At 43.2% G+C, this 15,073-nt stretch carries 14 protein-coding genes; 8 read left to right on the top strand and 6 right to left on the bottom strand.

Annotated elements, in window-relative coordinates:
* Positions 1-138 precede the first annotated feature (138 nt).
* Both BGL89_RS01825 and BGL89_RS01820 read right to left on the bottom strand, forming a co-directional pair.
* A complete protein-coding gene (locus BGL89_RS01825; protein WP_286824105.1) occupies positions 139-636 on the bottom strand; it encodes a thiol-disulfide oxidoreductase DCC family protein in 498 nt (165 codons plus the stop codon).
* 35 nt (positions 637-671) lie between these two features.
* On the bottom strand, positions 672-1,391 hold the full coding sequence (locus tag BGL89_RS01820) for a TerC family protein (RefSeq protein ID WP_286824103.1): 720 nt from the start codon (positions 1,389-1,391) through the stop codon (positions 672-674).
* Between the two features lie 189 nt (positions 1,392-1,580).
* Here BGL89_RS01820 and psaM point away from each other — a divergent pair, with 189 nt between their 5' ends.
* The 6 genes from psaM (at position 1,581) to BGL89_RS01790 (ending at position 6,418) form a co-directional block, all read left to right on the top strand.
* The gene (gene psaM, locus BGL89_RS01815; protein WP_012264462.1) at positions 1,581-1,673 is read left to right on the top strand and encodes a photosystem I reaction center subunit XII; all 93 of its coding nucleotides are present in this window, start codon (positions 1,581-1,583) and stop codon (positions 1,671-1,673) included.
* Between the two features lie 162 nt (positions 1,674-1,835).
* Complete coding sequence (locus tag BGL89_RS01810; protein ID WP_286824095.1) at positions 1,836-2,186, top strand: slr1601 family putative cell division protein; 351 nt, start codon at positions 1,836-1,838, stop codon at positions 2,184-2,186.
* Between the two features lie 51 nt (positions 2,187-2,237).
* Positions 2,238-3,533, top strand: a complete 1,296-nt coding sequence (locus BGL89_RS01805) for a glycoside hydrolase family 15 protein (protein WP_286824094.1) — start codon at positions 2,238-2,240, stop codon at positions 3,531-3,533.
* Between the two features lie 66 nt (positions 3,534-3,599).
* A complete protein-coding gene (locus BGL89_RS01800; RefSeq protein WP_286824093.1) occupies positions 3,600-4,964 on the top strand; it encodes a hypothetical protein in 1,365 nt (454 codons plus the stop codon).
* A gap of 78 nt (positions 4,965-5,042) precedes the next feature.
* Positions 5,043-5,168: a hypothetical protein gene (locus tag BGL89_RS01795; RefSeq protein ID WP_286824092.1), complete on the top strand. Its 126-nt coding sequence runs from the start codon at positions 5,043-5,045 to the stop codon at positions 5,166-5,168.
* Positions 5,169-5,290: 122 nt separating this feature from the next.
* Positions 5,291-6,418 carry a THUMP domain-containing class I SAM-dependent RNA methyltransferase gene (locus BGL89_RS01790; RefSeq protein ID WP_286824090.1) on the top strand — a complete coding sequence of 376 codons (1,128 nt, stop codon included), beginning with the start codon at positions 5,291-5,293 and terminating at the stop codon, positions 6,416-6,418.
* Between the two features lie 165 nt (positions 6,419-6,583).
* Here the strand turns inward: BGL89_RS01790 and mdh are convergent, their stop codons facing one another.
* The 4 genes from mdh to murD all read right to left on the bottom strand — a co-directional run bounded on the left by mdh (position 6,584) and on the right by murD (position 12,372).
* The gene (mdh, locus tag BGL89_RS01785) at positions 6,584-7,561 is read right to left on the bottom strand and encodes a malate dehydrogenase (RefSeq protein WP_286824088.1); all 978 of its coding nucleotides are present in this window, start codon (positions 7,559-7,561) and stop codon (positions 6,584-6,586) included.
* A 26-nt stretch (positions 7,562-7,587) separates the two neighbouring features.
* On the bottom strand, positions 7,588-7,803 hold the full coding sequence (locus tag BGL89_RS01780; RefSeq protein WP_045361132.1) for an NAD(P)H-quinone oxidoreductase subunit O: 216 nt from the start codon (positions 7,801-7,803) through the stop codon (positions 7,588-7,590).
* A 372-nt stretch (positions 7,804-8,175) separates the two neighbouring features.
* The gene (locus BGL89_RS01775) at positions 8,176-10,827 is read right to left on the bottom strand and encodes a glycoside hydrolase family 10-like protein (RefSeq protein ID WP_286824083.1); all 2,652 of its coding nucleotides are present in this window, start codon (positions 10,825-10,827) and stop codon (positions 8,176-8,178) included.
* 195 nt (positions 10,828-11,022) lie between these two features.
* Entirely contained in the window at positions 11,023-12,372 is a 1,350-nt protein-coding gene (murD, locus tag BGL89_RS01770; protein ID WP_286824081.1) for a UDP-N-acetylmuramoyl-L-alanine--D-glutamate ligase, read from the bottom strand.
* Positions 12,373-12,533: 161 nt separating this feature from the next.
* On the opposite strand from murD, the gene BGL89_RS01765 reads away from it, so the two are divergent.
* Both BGL89_RS01765 and prfB read left to right on the top strand, forming a co-directional pair.
* The gene (locus tag BGL89_RS01765; RefSeq protein WP_286824079.1) at positions 12,534-13,646 is read left to right on the top strand and encodes a DUF3747 domain-containing protein; all 1,113 of its coding nucleotides are present in this window, start codon (positions 12,534-12,536) and stop codon (positions 13,644-13,646) included.
* A gap of 233 nt (positions 13,647-13,879) precedes the next feature.
* Positions 13,880-14,987, top strand: a protein-coding gene (prfB, locus tag BGL89_RS01760) for a peptide chain release factor 2 (RefSeq protein ID WP_286824077.1) whose coding sequence is annotated in 2 segments (ribosomal slippage) — positions 13,880-13,951 and positions 13,953-14,987 — 1,107 coding nt in all. Because the reading frame shifts where the segments join, the coding sequence is not laid out codon by codon here.
* The last annotated feature ends 86 nt before the right edge of the window (positions 14,988-15,073 follow it).

The raw sequence follows: 15,073 nt of genomic DNA, 5'->3' as shown, positions 1-15,073 counted from the left end.
ATTTAGGCACTTTTTCCCTGAAAATTAGGTAATTGGCCACCTCAAAACTGGTAAAACCCCACACCCCACACCCCACACCCCACACCCTACCCCCACCGAAAAACTTTTTGCCGCAAACCCTAAATACTCCCTATTTTTTTAGGAGATTTTAACTGACTGAGAACAACGATTTGATGAGTTGCATTCCAGACGTTTTTGACGTTCTGCTAAGATTGTAGTTAAATTCGGTCTTCCGGTTAAGGTTAATCGCCAAGAAGCCCAAATTTCATAGATAATATCCACTAGAAATCCAATAACCGGCCATTTGGTAGCGGCATAAATCCAACCAATGCCCAAAATATCATAGACTTGGCGAAACACTTCCACATTTTGGAGTATAGTACCATCAGCTAGTACGGCGTGGATTCGTCCCATGGCTGCCGCGAAGGAAATACCGCCATTTTCCTCCGGATTATAGTCTTCGGCGGCAATATCGACAAAAGCAACTAATCCTCTCCCAGCATCCCGTTTTTGCAGAAAATTGACCTCGCGCAAGCAGAGGGGACATTCTCCATCGTAGAGAAGTTTAATTTTCCAAGAGGGCGATCGAGTAGAATTTTCTAAGGTATCAGCAGATGGAGTCGGTAAAGATGACATGATCTTCTAGGGATTTTCTTTTCAGTGGGGGATTGTCAAGGCAATTTATCAGATTGGATGGTATCACTCTCTATGGGTTCTCGATCGTTGCGTTTTGAGAAACCCCAAGCAAAGAGGATAGCAATTAAACTAATCATAATCCATTCCGGCGGCACAAAATCGGGACTAATCACCCGCAACAGCAATCTTAAACCCACCAAACCGACGGTGACAAAACCAGCGTCTTCTAGGTGGGTGTATTCCTCTAACCAGCGAATAAATAAACCGGCCATAAAGCGCAGGGTAACTACTCCGATCGTACCACCAAGCAGGATTAACCAAGTATCATCGGCCACGGCGATGGAAGTGGTGACACTATCGAGGGAAAAAGCTAAATCAGTAACGGCAATTAGGGGGATAGCTTGCCAGAGAGATTGAAACTTGAGACTATGATGGGTGTGATCCTTGTCTTCAGGGGAGGCAAAGTAATTAAAGACTAACCAGAGCAAATATACTGCTCCCAAAAGTTCAAACTGCCAGTATTTAACCACCCAGGTGGCGGTAAGAATCAGGATCATACGGAGAATATAGGCGAAAACTAAGCCAATATTCAAGGCCTGACGTTGACGCTGATGATCTCCTAATCCCTGTGCTATGGAAGCGAGAGCAATGGCGTTATCTGCTGATAATACCGCTTCTAGGGCAATGAGAACCAACAGAATTAACGGGGTTTTTAGACTAAGGGTTAGAGATGAATCAAGGAGCGAGTCTAACATTGAGGCCGCAGGTAAAAATAAATGTAATCATGGCGATACCTCAGCTTAACGCTTTTACAACTTTCTTTTCTAGGGGAGATAACCGTCATCGGAGTGGGGAGATATGAATTCTTGTAACGAAATGATGCAGAGAACCCCGATGATGTCGGAAAGTATTGGATAAATATCTTTATGAGGAGATAATCAGCAATGCTTTCTGATACTCAAGTTTTAGTCGCTCTGGTAATTGCTTTAATCCCCGGGATTTTGGCTTTTCGTCTAGCGACGGAACTTTATAAGTAAAATCGCTTTCAATAAACCCTGATCCCGTCTGACCTAGCTATAGGATAGACCGATTGGGGTTTTTTCGGTTATCGGTCATCAGTTATCAGTTATCAGTGATTGGGTGTAAATTGAAAGTGATTAGCCATTTTTCTGACCGATTTTACTGATACTCGTAAATCTATGACCGCACGAACAGGAAACCAAACCGACAAAAAACCACAAAAAAAGCCAAAAAGCGGCAATAAATCCCAAAACTGGCAAGTTATCGAGATTTGGCTGCGAATTATTGCCTATAGCGCTCTTTCCATCACGGCAGTTTTTGCGATCGCTCGTTTGCTACCCTACCAACAGATCCAACAGGCAAAATTAGAAGAAGTGCGTTTGGCGGCCCAAGAAAAGGAGGAACGCGTTAATCAACTGCGGGATCAATTTAGTCGTAGTTTTGATCCTAGTCAAGCGCGGCAAGTCATGGGTGAACAAAGTTCCCGACGGGATCCTAATCAAAGACGCATTTTTTGGGTTTCTCAGTAGAATTGTTCGAGATAAATGCGTTTTTGAGCAGATTATTGGGGTATTTTGCCGATGCTGGTTGTTCACAACGAAAAAATTCTCGATTTCATTAAATACCGCTACTCTCTAGGGGATATTCAGAGATTATCCTCGTTTTTGTCGGAAAATCACGTCTTGAGATTTCCCCACCTAGAAAATGGCTTATTTCCAGCAGCATTAGTCAGTAATGAGACAGAATACACGGGATACGCCAATGTTTGGCTGAGGGATAACGTTTATCTGGCTTATTCTCATTATATTATCGGACAGACAGCGATCGCTGTCAAGAATATTCAGACTTTGTTGAACTATTTTCAAAAGTTCCAAAGGCGTTTTATTAATATTATCGAAGGTCGAGTTAATCCTGAAAAGATCATGGAACGTCCTCATATTCGTTTTGAGGGACGTACACTGACGGAAATTGACCAAGTTTGGCAACACGCACAAAATGATGCTCTTGGCTATTTTCTCTGGTTTTATTGTCGTTTAGCACGGGAAAAATATGTTGAGCTTTCCCCCCATTGTCTAGAAACAATTGCCCTATTTCCTTTATATTTTCAAGCGATTAGTTATTGGCAGGATGAGGATAGCGGTCACTGGGAAGAAACCCGCAAAATAGAAGCATCTAGCATCGGGGTTGTGGTAGCGGGATTACGGGAATTAAAAAGGTTATTAATCGAGACAGAGATAAATCTCACAGCCGAAAATCGCAGGATTACACCAGCATTTTTAACGGAATTAATTGAGATAGGAGAACAAGCTTTATACCAGATTTTACCAGCCGAGTGTCTTCTACCAGTACCACAAGGGAGAAGTTATGATGCAGCTCTACTTTTTTTGATTTATCCTTTACAAGTGGTGGAGACAAATATCGCCGATCAAATTCTTAATAATGTTATCGTTCACCTTCAGGGAGATTACGGTATTCGTCGCTATTTAGGTGATTCTTTTTGGTGTCGAGACTATCGCTTAATTCCCCCAGAAATCCGCACCACCGTATCAGCAGAAAGAGAAGGTTGGTTACAGGAACAAGGGAGAGGATTAAACCTAGGCGAAGAAGCACAATGGTGTATTTTTGATCCGATTATTTCTGCCATTTTTGCCCTTAAATTCCAGAGTACAGGTCAGGAAAAATATCTTAACCTACAAACCCATTACTTCAATCGTTCTCTCGGACAAATTACAGGTAATGATTCCCCCGTTGGTGAGTTTAAATGTCCCGAATTATACTATCTAGAACAGGGAAAGTATATTCCTAATGATGCCACTCCTCTCCTTTGGACACAGGCTAATTTACAAATCGCATTAGAACTAATTAAGAAAAGTTGAAGCCAATAGTGTAATTCTATTTGACCAGATAAAATTACAACTATATATAAATTCAGGATTTAAAAAATGCCTAATAACAACAATCAACCCGATATAAATAAAGCGATCGATGTGTGTATGGAGGAGTATAAAACCCTGAGAACGGAAATTTTGCAAACCGTGCAAAATCGCACTAATGTTATTGTCTTCGGAGGCGCTCTAGTTTTGACTTTACTGGGAATTGGGATCAGTCCCATCGCTAATCTTCCCATCATGAAAGAGACAACAACTGTTACTAGAATACCCACAGATACAACTACAATAGAAAAGAAAACAGGAAATACAATAAAACAGACAATATCTCATCCAAAAGCGGATAGTAATCACACCAATCAAGAAACAAATTCAACGTTAGTTATTAAAGAAAAAGAGACAGAAACAGAAAAAATATCTCGACAAAACTTTTATGATATTCCAATTGAACGACGAATTCCTTCAGCCATTATTCTAGGAATAATAGTTCCCGCTTCTTGTATATTAATCATCCTTCTTGTTCATGGAAATACTTATCTGATTGTTAGAATTGGTAGATATATTGCCACTAATATTGAGCCTAAAATTAATGATTTATACTTTAATAATTTACCCGATGGTCAAAAGCCTATTGTTTGGGAAAGCTATATGCAAACTTTAAAAATTGAAGCAGAAGAAAATAATTGGGTTACGGTCGTTTTTGGTGGTATTGCATTAGTCGCAAATGTAGGTGGTATCTTTTCCGCAGTCAACATATTAAATAATATGGTTTTTTTAGCAATATTATTAGTTCCTTTAGTAATAATTGGATATCTCTGGAGATGGAATAGTGTAACGAGACAAAAAAATTCCGAATTAAAAGACGGTGAAGGAAGTTTAAGAAAAATCTGGTACAAAGGAATTAACGCACAAAATAAAGAGGTGAAAAGTACACGAATATTTTGGAAGTCTAACTATAGAGTATGGGAAATGTATCAAACAGTAAATGATTTTAAAAATCTTCTTGATCAAGTTAATAAAATTAAACTATTCAAAAGACAAGCAGAAGGAGCAGATATACAAGTCTTTTTAAATAATCTTATCAATGATTTATTTAAAAATCTTTTTAATGAAATTAAAAATTACAGTAGAAATCCAGAATATAATCCACCTTTCTATTTTAACTTAGACAATGGTGGACGAAAAGACGTTAACAATATCCCAGAATTACTCGAATTATCTATAGATAATCCCAACAAATTTAAAGAACACATGGAAAAAGAAGATTTCGAGAATTGGCTGGATAATATAGAGATAAGAGAAACCGAACTAGCAAATATAGCTCAGGCAACTCGCAAGAAAACCTTCCCTAACGATAATGAGCGCCTACATTATTTTCTCAGAGAATGCTGTCTAGTCTTGATTGGGAGAAACCCTTAATATTTCCTAACAAAAACTTGATTCGATCGCCAACTACCTGCAAGATAAAGAAAGAACGACTCAGGATAGATAAAACTAATGACCACAGCGACACAATTCTTAAGCATTTCTGCCTTGACAAAAGAGGATTATTATGCTTGTGATTGGGTAAAATTTTCCGATGGGCTAAATCCTACTGATTACTGTAGCATTAATCGATTTTAACTGACTTGAGCGAATCAGATAGGGAATTTACAAGGGGATAAAAATTAAAATTTTTCTGATTTCAAGCTACCAACGACCAGAGCTAATCACTGAAAACTAAAAACTGAAAACTGATAACTGATATGACTCGATCCTATTTTGCTACTACCGCTAGGGGACTAGAAGAAATTGCCGCTAGGGAATTAGAATTCCTGGGGGCCAAAGAAGTTAAACCCGTATTCACCGGAGTCCATTTTCAGGGAGATCTGGCCCTACTCTATCGAGTCAATCTTTGGTCAAGAATTATTTTTCGGGTTTTGGTTCCCATTGCCGAAATTCCCTGTGGGGATGGGGAGGAACTGTATGATGGCATTCAAGCCATTGATTGGCGCGATTATCTCAGCAGTGAGGAAACTTTAGCGGTACAATGTACGGGAACGAATGATCGCCTCAATCACACCCATTACACCGCTTTAAGCATCAAAAACGCTATTATCGACCAACAGCGTCAACAGGGGAATCCACGTTCCTTTGTGGATACAGAAAACCCCGACCTGCAAATTAACGCTCATATCGAGAAAAATCGCTGTGTGCTTAGTTTAGATAGTTCTGGCCACAGTTTACATCGTCGCGGGTATCATCGGGCCATGGGAGTCGCACCCCTAAAAGAAAGTCTCGCCGCTGCTTTGGTAGAATTATCGGCATGGCAGGATGATATGGCGCTTTTGGACCCTTTCTGTGGTTCGGGAACCATTGTCATCGAAGCGACGTTAAAAGCTTTAAATATTGCCCCCGGTTTATCTCGTTCCCAGTTCGGATTTCAGAAATGGCCAGACTATCAACAGGATTTATGGCAATCTTTGGTTAAGGAAGCTAAAGAAAAACAAAAATTTCAGCTAAATGCGCCAATTTATGCTAGTGATGCCGATTACGAGGTTTTGCATCAGGCCGAGGATAATGCCTATTTTTGTCAAGTGCAGGACCATATTAATTTTAGCTTGCAAAGCATCACCGACTTAGAACCGGCGAGCGATCGAGGGATTATTCTCTGTAATCCCCCTTACGGCAAAAGATTGGGCAATACCGAAGAATTAGGGGCCTTATATAAATCCTTCGGTGATGTCTTAAAACAGAGGTTTAAGGGTTGGACAGCCTATATTTTATCGGGAAACAAAGAACTGACTAAACAAATCGGTCTGCGTTCTTCCCGTCGCACTCCCTTGTATAACGGTTCTTTGCCCTGTACCCTCTTAAAATATGAATTGTATTAACTAGGGTTTGCTGAATAATGGTAAAACCCTTTTAAAATAAAGCTTTTGACCTGTTAAAGTCCGATGTTAGTGCAAGACAAGGGCAACAAAGCCTGAAACTCCTGACTCCTGACTCCTGACTCCTGACTCCTACCCCCACCGAAAAACTTTTTCAGCAGACCCTAACTACACCAAAACCTTGAGACTGTCAAGAGCTAAATGAACATTTTGACGAACTGAGGCAGCAGAATTGTGTAAATCCAGACGTTCAGCATCGGTCAAACGCACTTCCAGAATACTTTCCACCCCCCGACAGCCTAAGCGACAGGGAACCCCCAGATAGACATCCTGTAGGCCGTATTCACCCTTAAGATAGGCTGCCGCCGGCAGTAAACGGGATTGATTTCTCAATATCGTCTCGACCATGGTACAGGCAGAGGAAGCAGGGGCGTAATAAGCGCCGCCAGTTTGCAGTAATTTGACGATTTCAGCCCCAGCGTTGCGAGTTCTCTCCACTAGACGGTTAATTGTTATCTCGTCCATTAATTCGGTAATCGGCACACCACTGACGGTACAGTAACGGGGTAGGGGCAACATTAAATCACCGTGACCACCCAAGACCATAGCATGAACGTCGGCGGTACTAATCCCCAATTCCATGGCGATAAAGGTTTGTAAACGGGAAGAATCGAGGACCCCCGCCATTCCCATCACTCTTTGGGGGGGTAAACCCGTCGCTTGCCAGACTAGATAGGTCATCACATCAAGGGGATTGGTGATGACGATAAAAATGGCTCCGGTCGAATACTTGAGGCATTTAGTGGCGGCCTCAACGACAATTTTAGCATTGACATTCATGAGATCATCGCGACTCATGCCCGGTTTTCTGGCTAATCCAGCCGTAATCACGACAATATCGGAGCCTGCCGTGTCTTCGTAGTTATTAGTGCCGATAATCTCGCTGTCGTGCCGTTCTATGCCCTGGGCTTCCATCAAATCTAGGGCAATACCCTGGGGTAAACCATTGACGATATCGAGGAGAACCACATCGGCGAGGTTTTTTTCGGCGATGCGTTGGGCCAGGGTGCGTCCGACGTTACCAGCACCAATAACCGAGACTCGGGGCGATTGACAGGGGAGGAGTGTATCGTAGAAGTCAACCATGATTTATGGATGAGGCAATATCCTCATCAGGCGGGTTCCAGTTGTTCGAGCTTTAGCCACACACTGGGGGTAGGAACATAGAATTTAATCAAAGCATAATCATCTTTTATATCCAAGACTTCTGCTGTCGAGTTGAACATATAACTGGGTAAACGGCGATCGCTGGCTAGGGCTTCGAGGCTATTTTCTAGGTTTCCCGTCACCACGCGGACTAAAGCTCCTTTCTTAATTGTAGCTGCCATGTTTTTCTCGTTAAATTTGCTTGGGGGTTTCTCCCATAAATTGTTACATATTCGGGCGGGCCTCTGACAAGAGGGTGCGGGGTGTGGGGTGTGGGGAGATAGGGGTGTGGGGTGTGGGGAGAATAAATAAAAATAATCTCCTGAATACTGACTCCACCGACAAACTTTTTCAGTAAATCCTAATTAGGGCTTGCTGAATAATGGTAAAACCCTTTTAAAATAAAGCTTTTGACCTGTTAAAGTCCGATGTTAGTGCAATATAGTACATTGCTTGGTACAAAAAACAAGGGCAACAAAGCCTGAAACTCCTGACTCCTGACTCCTGACTCCTGACTCCTACCCCCACCGACAAACTTTTTCAGTAAATCCTAATTAAAACTCAACCATTTGACCATAACTTAAGAGACTTTGTAGGGTTGCGAGGCGATTTTCCCAGACCTGTATTTGATAGGCAGATAAATCTTTTTGTCTGGACATCACAGATTTAAATTTATAGCTAAATCGCTTTAAAGCATTTTGAGTTAAAGTCAAATTACGAGGGCTGGGATTATTAGCTAATTGTTCTAATAGATTAGCCATTTCGTCCACTTCTTGCCCCCAAGTTTTTAAGGTTCCCTCCTCCATTGCTAATAAATTATTCGTGATTAAAAAACTCCACTCTTGACGCAAGGAATTAAACCGCGCTGCTGCCGTTTTAAAGGGTTGACGGTGGGGTAAAGGTTCGGTTTTTTTCGTAATCATCGATCCCTGAATGCGATTAAGAATTGTTTGCAAGTTGGGATTGAGATTTTCTGTGGCAAAAAGAGCGAATCCCGAAGTGGGAAGATTGCGAATAAATTGTAGTTGATCGATCATGACTTGATCGGGTACTTTTAACAGACGGATACCGGGTATAATCAGAGCATTTCCTGCAATTTTGCGATCAAATAAAGACTGGGTTTTCTCTTCTAAAGTCCCTGTATCGAGAGCATAAGTCATTAAAAATATCAGGTCTATCCATTGATTTTGTCCCCATTCTTCCCAGTTTTGTTGAATACGATATAATCGTTCTTTTTGTTCCATGGGAAACACCGCCGCCGACATTTTTAACTGGGGGCGAATCTGTTTTAAGCGAGTAGAAACCTGCGAGACAAAAGTATCAACCTGACGGATTTTAAAGCTAGTCCATTGTTCCCATAAAGCACCCCGGGGATTTAAAGTAATCGGATCAACTCCTGTCATTTGTTTAAATAACCAACGGCTGGATTTACCATAACCATAGGTTTGATTAGAACTTTGATTCTGGAAGGGATAGCGAATATAATCTAACTGCAAGCCATCCACATCATAATTCTTGACAATTTCCTCGTAAAGAGATAAAAGATAGTTCTGTAGGTCGGGATTAGCAGGATCAAAAAAGGCCTTTTTCGTGCCTTGACTATAATCAAAAGAACCACCACTTTTATTAGTTGCCCCCCAATCGGGATTACGGGATAAAACTGGACCTAGATAATCTAATGGTTGCTCTAATACTTTATTATGAGCTTGATTAGCCGCCGCAAAAACCCACACCCAGGCGTGGATTTCCATATTGCGTTCATGGGCTAATTTAACGGCAACTTTTAGGGGATCCCAACCTCTAGTTAAAGGGTTTTGTTCGGGGGCAACTTGACTGGGATAAATAGTATAACTAGCATTAACTGTCTCGAAAAAGACCACATTAATACCCGCCTCCGCCATGCGATCGAATACTTTAGCTAAATCGTCCTCATTTTTAGCTTCTACGATCGTGCCTCTATCTAACCACATTGCCCGTATTTCTGGCTGGGCAAATTGTCGATTAGTGGGATAATTATCCCAAAGACTTCGCCGCGCTTGTAACCAAAATTCCCGCGCTTGGGTATAGGCCCCCTGGGCAATTAAATTCTGAAAATTATTTAAGCTTCCTTGGGCATTTTCTAGGGCTAAACGGAATCGTCTGGCTGTATCTGAGGTGGGGGAATTTTTCCCACGATTATGAAATGCTTGTGCTAAGGATTTATCAGTATTGGATATATTACTATTACTTGCCTCTAAAGCTAAGAGAGTCGCCCCATAACGCCCGATTAATCCCTGCAATTCCGCCGTCATCTGGCTAATTTGTTGAGGAGTTAGACTTGCTCTGGGGGGAATTGCCTCGGTATTCGGACTTAATCTCGCCGTTTCACTGGGGAGATTTTCTGAAATCTGGGGTAGAGGGCGACGGGGTGCGATCGCAACGCGCTCGCTACGCGAGATCGCTGTTGGGGTATTATTAATATTATTAACTATTGTTGAGTTTCCTTGACAATAGGGCGCAATTGTGCTATGAGAAGAACTACGATTAATGCCGTAGCGTTGCAGGGCGGTTTCTAGCCAAGCACTATCGAGGGCGAGATTAGCGACGGCATCGCTGCCCCAGCGCCAACCGAGAAAGATCGAGTTATTATTGAGGACAACGGCGGGGGGATTGTTGCGCGCCCCCCAGACGGCAACGGTTTGGCTATTAACTCCCGTGGGGATAACCACACCACCGAGGAGACTGCTGGCTAGAGGTTTTTGGTTTTTCAGTTCACCTAAATTAGTCGGCCGCAGGGTGTAAGCTTGGGAGTGAGGATAGGCCCAGTAAGCCCCAAATAGCGATCGCAATTGATCGCGCACAGCAGGTTCCGAAAGATTCCCCGCCGGACCGGTGACAATAATTTTACCACCGCGATTAAGCCAACGACTCAAGACACTAGCTTGTAAACCGGAAATAGTCTCGACGTTGGGGATGATTAGAACCTTAATTTTATTTAAATCCGCGTCGCTTTGCCACTGATTACTCTGGAGAATGCAGTAATTAACCCCGACATTTTGCAAACGCTCAGTGATAGCTGTCCATTGATTGGCATTTTCTTGACTTTTTAACACTGCCACCGGTGTCGCTAAAACTGGGATCGGCAGCAAGACACCCACACAGGACAAAAGACAGGCAATTAGGGGTTTTTTAAAAAGATGATCAAGATGGAAGGACGATCCCAGCACGTTTTTTTCTCTTATTTTTTTTGGTTAACTCCTCCTGATTTTACCCAACTTAGCCAAAAAAGAGTATCTTTGGGAACAAAAATTGCGTCTTAGCTGTCGGCAACATGGTTTTAGGGTGTTAGGGTTTTGGGGTTTTAGTTGAAATTCCCCACTTCCCCCATCTCCTCACTTCCCCACTCCCCTATCCCCATGCCCCTACAACTGTAAGGACAATTGCCGAAAGTGATCGCCGCGATGTTCAAAACTTTGGTATTGGTCAAAACTAGCGCAAGCGGGCGATAATAACACCACTTTAGCCTCTTTTGCCGGTCCTAGTTCAGCCGCGCGTTGAACTGCCCTGTCCATCGTTTCTACACATTCATAATCTTGATAACCTGCCGACTGTAAACGACGGGCAAAATCGGCGGCAGCGTCACCAATAAGCAGCACGGTGGCGACTTTTGCCTTAATTTCAGCGATCCAAGCCCGATCATCCCCTGCTTTCGCTTCTCCCCCCGCGATTAAAATCGCCGGATTCGGGACGGATTGTAAGCCCACTGCGGCCGCATCGTAGTTAGTTGCTTTACTATCATTAATAAAGTCTAGGCCTTTATATGTACAAACATACTCTAGACGATGGGCAACCCCAGGGAAAGTGGCGATCGCTTCAGTAATGGCTTTTTTCTCGATTCCTGCCAATCTAGCGGCGGCCACAGCCATAAGCAAATTCTGCTGATTGTGACTACCCACCATTTTCAGCAGATTAACCGGGGCAATTAACTCCCCAAAAGCCACGATCCAGTTATCTTGCAGATAAACACCACGACTAGGATCGCCCAAAAGCGCATCTTTACCCTTCACAGAAGTCCAATAAGCTTGTTGCCATTGACTAACACCGATTTGACGCAGATAGGGATCATCACCGTTGAGGATTTGGCGATCGCTTCTTTGCAGTAAAGAGGCTTTAATCTGATAATAATTTTCGAGGGTTTGATGACGACTGAGGTGATCGGGGGTAAAAGTTGTCCAGATGCCGATTTTCGGCGATAAATCCCGACTGGACTCGATCTGATAACTACTGATCTCCGCAATAATCCAATCGTATTTATCGGCTTTTAAAGGCAATTCACAGGCAGCATAGCCGATATTACCGCAGGAAGGAGCATTTAACCCCGCTTTTTGAAAAATAGCGGCACAGAGGGCGGTGGTGGTGGTTTTGCCGTTAGTTCCCGTAATACCCAACCAAGGGGAAGATTGCAGATAACGCCAAGCTAATTCTAATTCTCCGATCGTATCGATGCCTTTTTCTCTGGCAGTAATTAAAATCGGGGCATCCCAAGGCACCCCGGGGCTAACCACGATAAGATTAGGCAAGTCCGAAGCCTCTAGACTGAGATTTTGACCAAGATTAACCCTAATTCCTTCCCTTTCCAGATTGGTTTTGGTTGCTTGTAAACTGGGAGAATCAGAGCGATCGCTTAATGTCACCTGCCAACCATCCCGTTTTAAGCATCTTGCCGCTGCTATTCCCGATCTTCCCAATCCAATAATCGCCGCTTTCGCCATCTTGTTGCCACTCTATTCAAGGGTCAATTTTTAGCAATCTCTATCCTACTGTGGATTAGTCCCTTGTAATAGCTATCTTCCAAGAAAACAAAATTCTCTCGCTTACGTCCAGATCGATAAAATAAATGCAAGTACAATCTCCATAACAACGCTCCCTATTTATGAATCTAAAATCATCCCTAAAATTTACCCTACTGTTTTCACTTCTGGGGGGTTGTCTCCTGACTACACCGAGTCAAGCAACTCTCTTTGAACAACAAGAAGTTAATCAAGAGGATTTTATCGCTATTGCCCGACCCTACGGTAACGGTAAATACGATTTACTGATTTTGCAACAAATCCCGGGTAAACGCCAATGTTGGGCGGTAAATGGCACAGAACCGACCATTGTTCAGCCTCTCTTGCTCGATTTCGATTTTACTGGCAGTTGTGAACGGGCCACCGACAGTAACGGTTATTCCCTTCGCATTCAGGGCAAAGATTACGGTTTAGAATACCTGCTGCGTATCGTACAACGCAACGGGGAATTAGTCCTTGTGGGAACCCCCCGCAATCCCAAGCAATCGGAGGTAATTATTGGACGGACAAAAGGTTTAGGGACCGGTTTAATGCAAATTTATCTCATCGATGGCTGGCGCTTTACTAAACGCAGTCTAGCCGGTCAAAATCTCAGTCATATCTATCTAACTGCCGATAGTCCCAGTTTCAGTCCTCCCCCGGAATTACTCGCGGGTAATAGTTATTCTCTCCCCAGAGAATCCGTCAAAGCAGAAACACCTGTTAATCCTTCTGCCAATCCCGAAGTGCGAGAATATACCTTTACCGCTGCAGAAACAGCAGTAGAGAGCAATCCTCAGCCAGTGGTCAGTAATCCAGTGCCAGAGCCAAATTTTACCCCACCGTCCCCAGTTAACTCTAATTTACCCCCCCTGACTCCTCCCAATTCCCAGAATAATAATGCAATTGTACCACCACCGCCACCGCGCAACCTAGGCAATCCCAGAAGTTTATCAGACGTGATCACTTTTAATCGGGCTGCCGCTAATCCCAGTAGTGGTAATATGAGCAATAGTAGTCGCCAAGGTTTTAAAGTAGTAATCGAAGCTAAAACCGAGAGCGATCGCACTAAGGTTCGTTCTCTCTATCCCGACGCTTTCCCCACTTCCTACAAAGGTCGTTCTGTCTGGCAAATAGGCGCGTTTAGTAGTCGCAATAAGGCTGAAAACGCTTTACAAAGTCTTGCCCCCCTGCGCGGATCGATCGTACCATTTTAGTGAACGCTGGAACTGCGGAACGGGGAACAGAGAGTGGATAGGGGAAATGGGGGAGTGGGGAAATGGGGAGATAGGGGAATTTCAACTAATACCCCAAAACCCTAAAACCCTTGAAAGAGGGTGTAGGGTGTGGGGTGTGGGGTGTAGGGAAGGAAACCTCTTTCATCTGTGGGGGTGAAAATTTTTTCATCGGGACTGACTCCTAGAGTAACTAATAACTGATAACTGAAAACATGGAAATATCGGAACTAAAAAAAGGTATCGAGATAGTAGGATCGCGCCTGGGTAAAACCCAGGACTATCTTTGACTTACCCACTTTAAGGGCCAAAATTAAAGACTTAGAACAGGTGGCGGCCGTCCCCACTTTTTGGGATAATCCCGATACTGCTCAAAAAACCCTGCAAGAACTAAATGAATGTAAATCTTCTTTAGAAACCTATCAAAGTTGGTGTGGACAATTAGAAGATACCAAGGCAATTATCGAGTTATTAGAATTAGAATCCGATCGAACTTTACTAGAAGAAGCAACGGACAATTTAACTCATTTACAGCATGACCTCGATCGCTGGGAATTGCAACAGCTTTTAAATGGTCCCTACGACGCGAAAGGAGCGGTTTTAACGATTAATGCGGGGGCCGGGGGAACCGATGCCCAGGATTGGACAGAAATGCTCCTGAGAATGTATTCTCGCTGGGCCGAGAAACAGGGATATAAAGTCACTTTAGCGGAAATATCAGAAGGAGATGAAGCGGGAATTAAATCGGTGACAATTGAGATTGCCGGAACTTATGCTTACGGTTATCTGAAAGGAGAAAAAGGCACCCATCGGTTAGTAAGAATTTCCCCTTTTAATGCTAATGGTAAACGTCAAACCAGTTTCGCCGGGGTGGAAGTGATGCCAATTTTGGGCGATGATGCGGTGAGGGTAGAAATTCCCGATAAAGATTTAGAAATTACCACCACTAGATCGGGGGGAAAAGGTGGACAAAATGTTAATAAAGTGGAAACTGCCGTGCGGGTAGTTCATCTTCCCACAGGCATCGCTGTGCGTTGTACCCAAGAGCGATCGCAATTACAAAATAAAGAAAAAGCCCTAGCTTTATTAAAAGCGAAATTGTTAATTATTGCTCGGGAACAACAGGCTCAAGCGATCGCTGAAATTCGCGGCGATATGGTGGAGGCCGCTTGGGGGAATCAAATCCGTAACTATGTTTTTCATCCCTATCAATTGGTTAAGGATCTCCGCAGTAATGTGGAAACCACCGATGTTATCGGGGTAATGAATGGGGATTTAGATAGCTTTATTGAAGCCTATTTGCATTGGGGAGGGGAAGTTTGACATCCTCGCCGCCGTAAAACGGACGGCGATTCCTCACCACGCCACTTTTTTAGGGTGGTCGCTGAACGGGGTTGACGCTTCACCGA

Origin of the sequence: Microcystis sp. LSC13-02 (assembly GCA_002282935.1) — a bacterium.
Lineage (GTDB): Bacteria > Cyanobacteriota > Cyanobacteriia > Cyanobacteriales > Microcystaceae > Microcystis.
The sequence above is the reverse complement of the archived record's forward strand: the minus strand, read 5'-3'. Positions and strand labels throughout refer to the sequence as shown.

Bases quoted from the DNA above. Each gene is read 5' to 3' on its own strand.
- mdh (WP_286824088.1), bottom strand. From the start codon at position 7,561: ATGGTTGACTTCTACGATACACTCCTCCCCTGTCAATCGCCCCGAGTC.
- BGL89_RS01805 (WP_286824094.1), top strand. From the start codon at position 2,238: ATGCTGGTTGTTCACAACGAAAAAATTCTCGATTTCATTAAATACCGC.
- BGL89_RS01780 (WP_045361132.1), bottom strand. From the start codon at position 7,803: ATGGCAGCTACAATTAAGAAAGGAGCTTTAGTCCGCGTGGTGACGGGA.
- BGL89_RS01790 (WP_286824090.1), top strand. From the start codon at position 5,291: ATGACTCGATCCTATTTTGCTACTACCGCTAGGGGACTAGAAGAAATT.
- BGL89_RS01810 (WP_286824095.1), top strand. From the start codon at position 1,836: ATGACCGCACGAACAGGAAACCAAACCGACAAAAAACCACAAAAAAAG.
- BGL89_RS01820 (WP_286824103.1), bottom strand. From the start codon at position 1,391: ATGTTAGACTCGCTCCTTGATTCATCTCTAACCCTTAGTCTAAAAACC.
- BGL89_RS01800 (WP_286824093.1), top strand. From the start codon at position 3,600: ATGCCTAATAACAACAATCAACCCGATATAAATAAAGCGATCGATGTG.
- psaM (WP_012264462.1), top strand. From the start codon at position 1,581: ATGCTTTCTGATACTCAAGTTTTAGTCGCTCTGGTAATTGCTTTAATC.
- BGL89_RS01795 (WP_286824092.1), top strand. From the start codon at position 5,043: ATGACCACAGCGACACAATTCTTAAGCATTTCTGCCTTGACAAAAGAG.
- BGL89_RS01765 (WP_286824079.1), top strand. From the start codon at position 12,534: ATGAATCTAAAATCATCCCTAAAATTTACCCTACTGTTTTCACTTCTG.
- BGL89_RS01825 (WP_286824105.1), bottom strand. From the start codon at position 636: ATGTCATCTTTACCGACTCCATCTGCTGATACCTTAGAAAATTCTACT.
- murD (WP_286824081.1), bottom strand. From the start codon at position 12,372: ATGGCGAAAGCGGCGATTATTGGATTGGGAAGATCGGGAATAGCAGCG.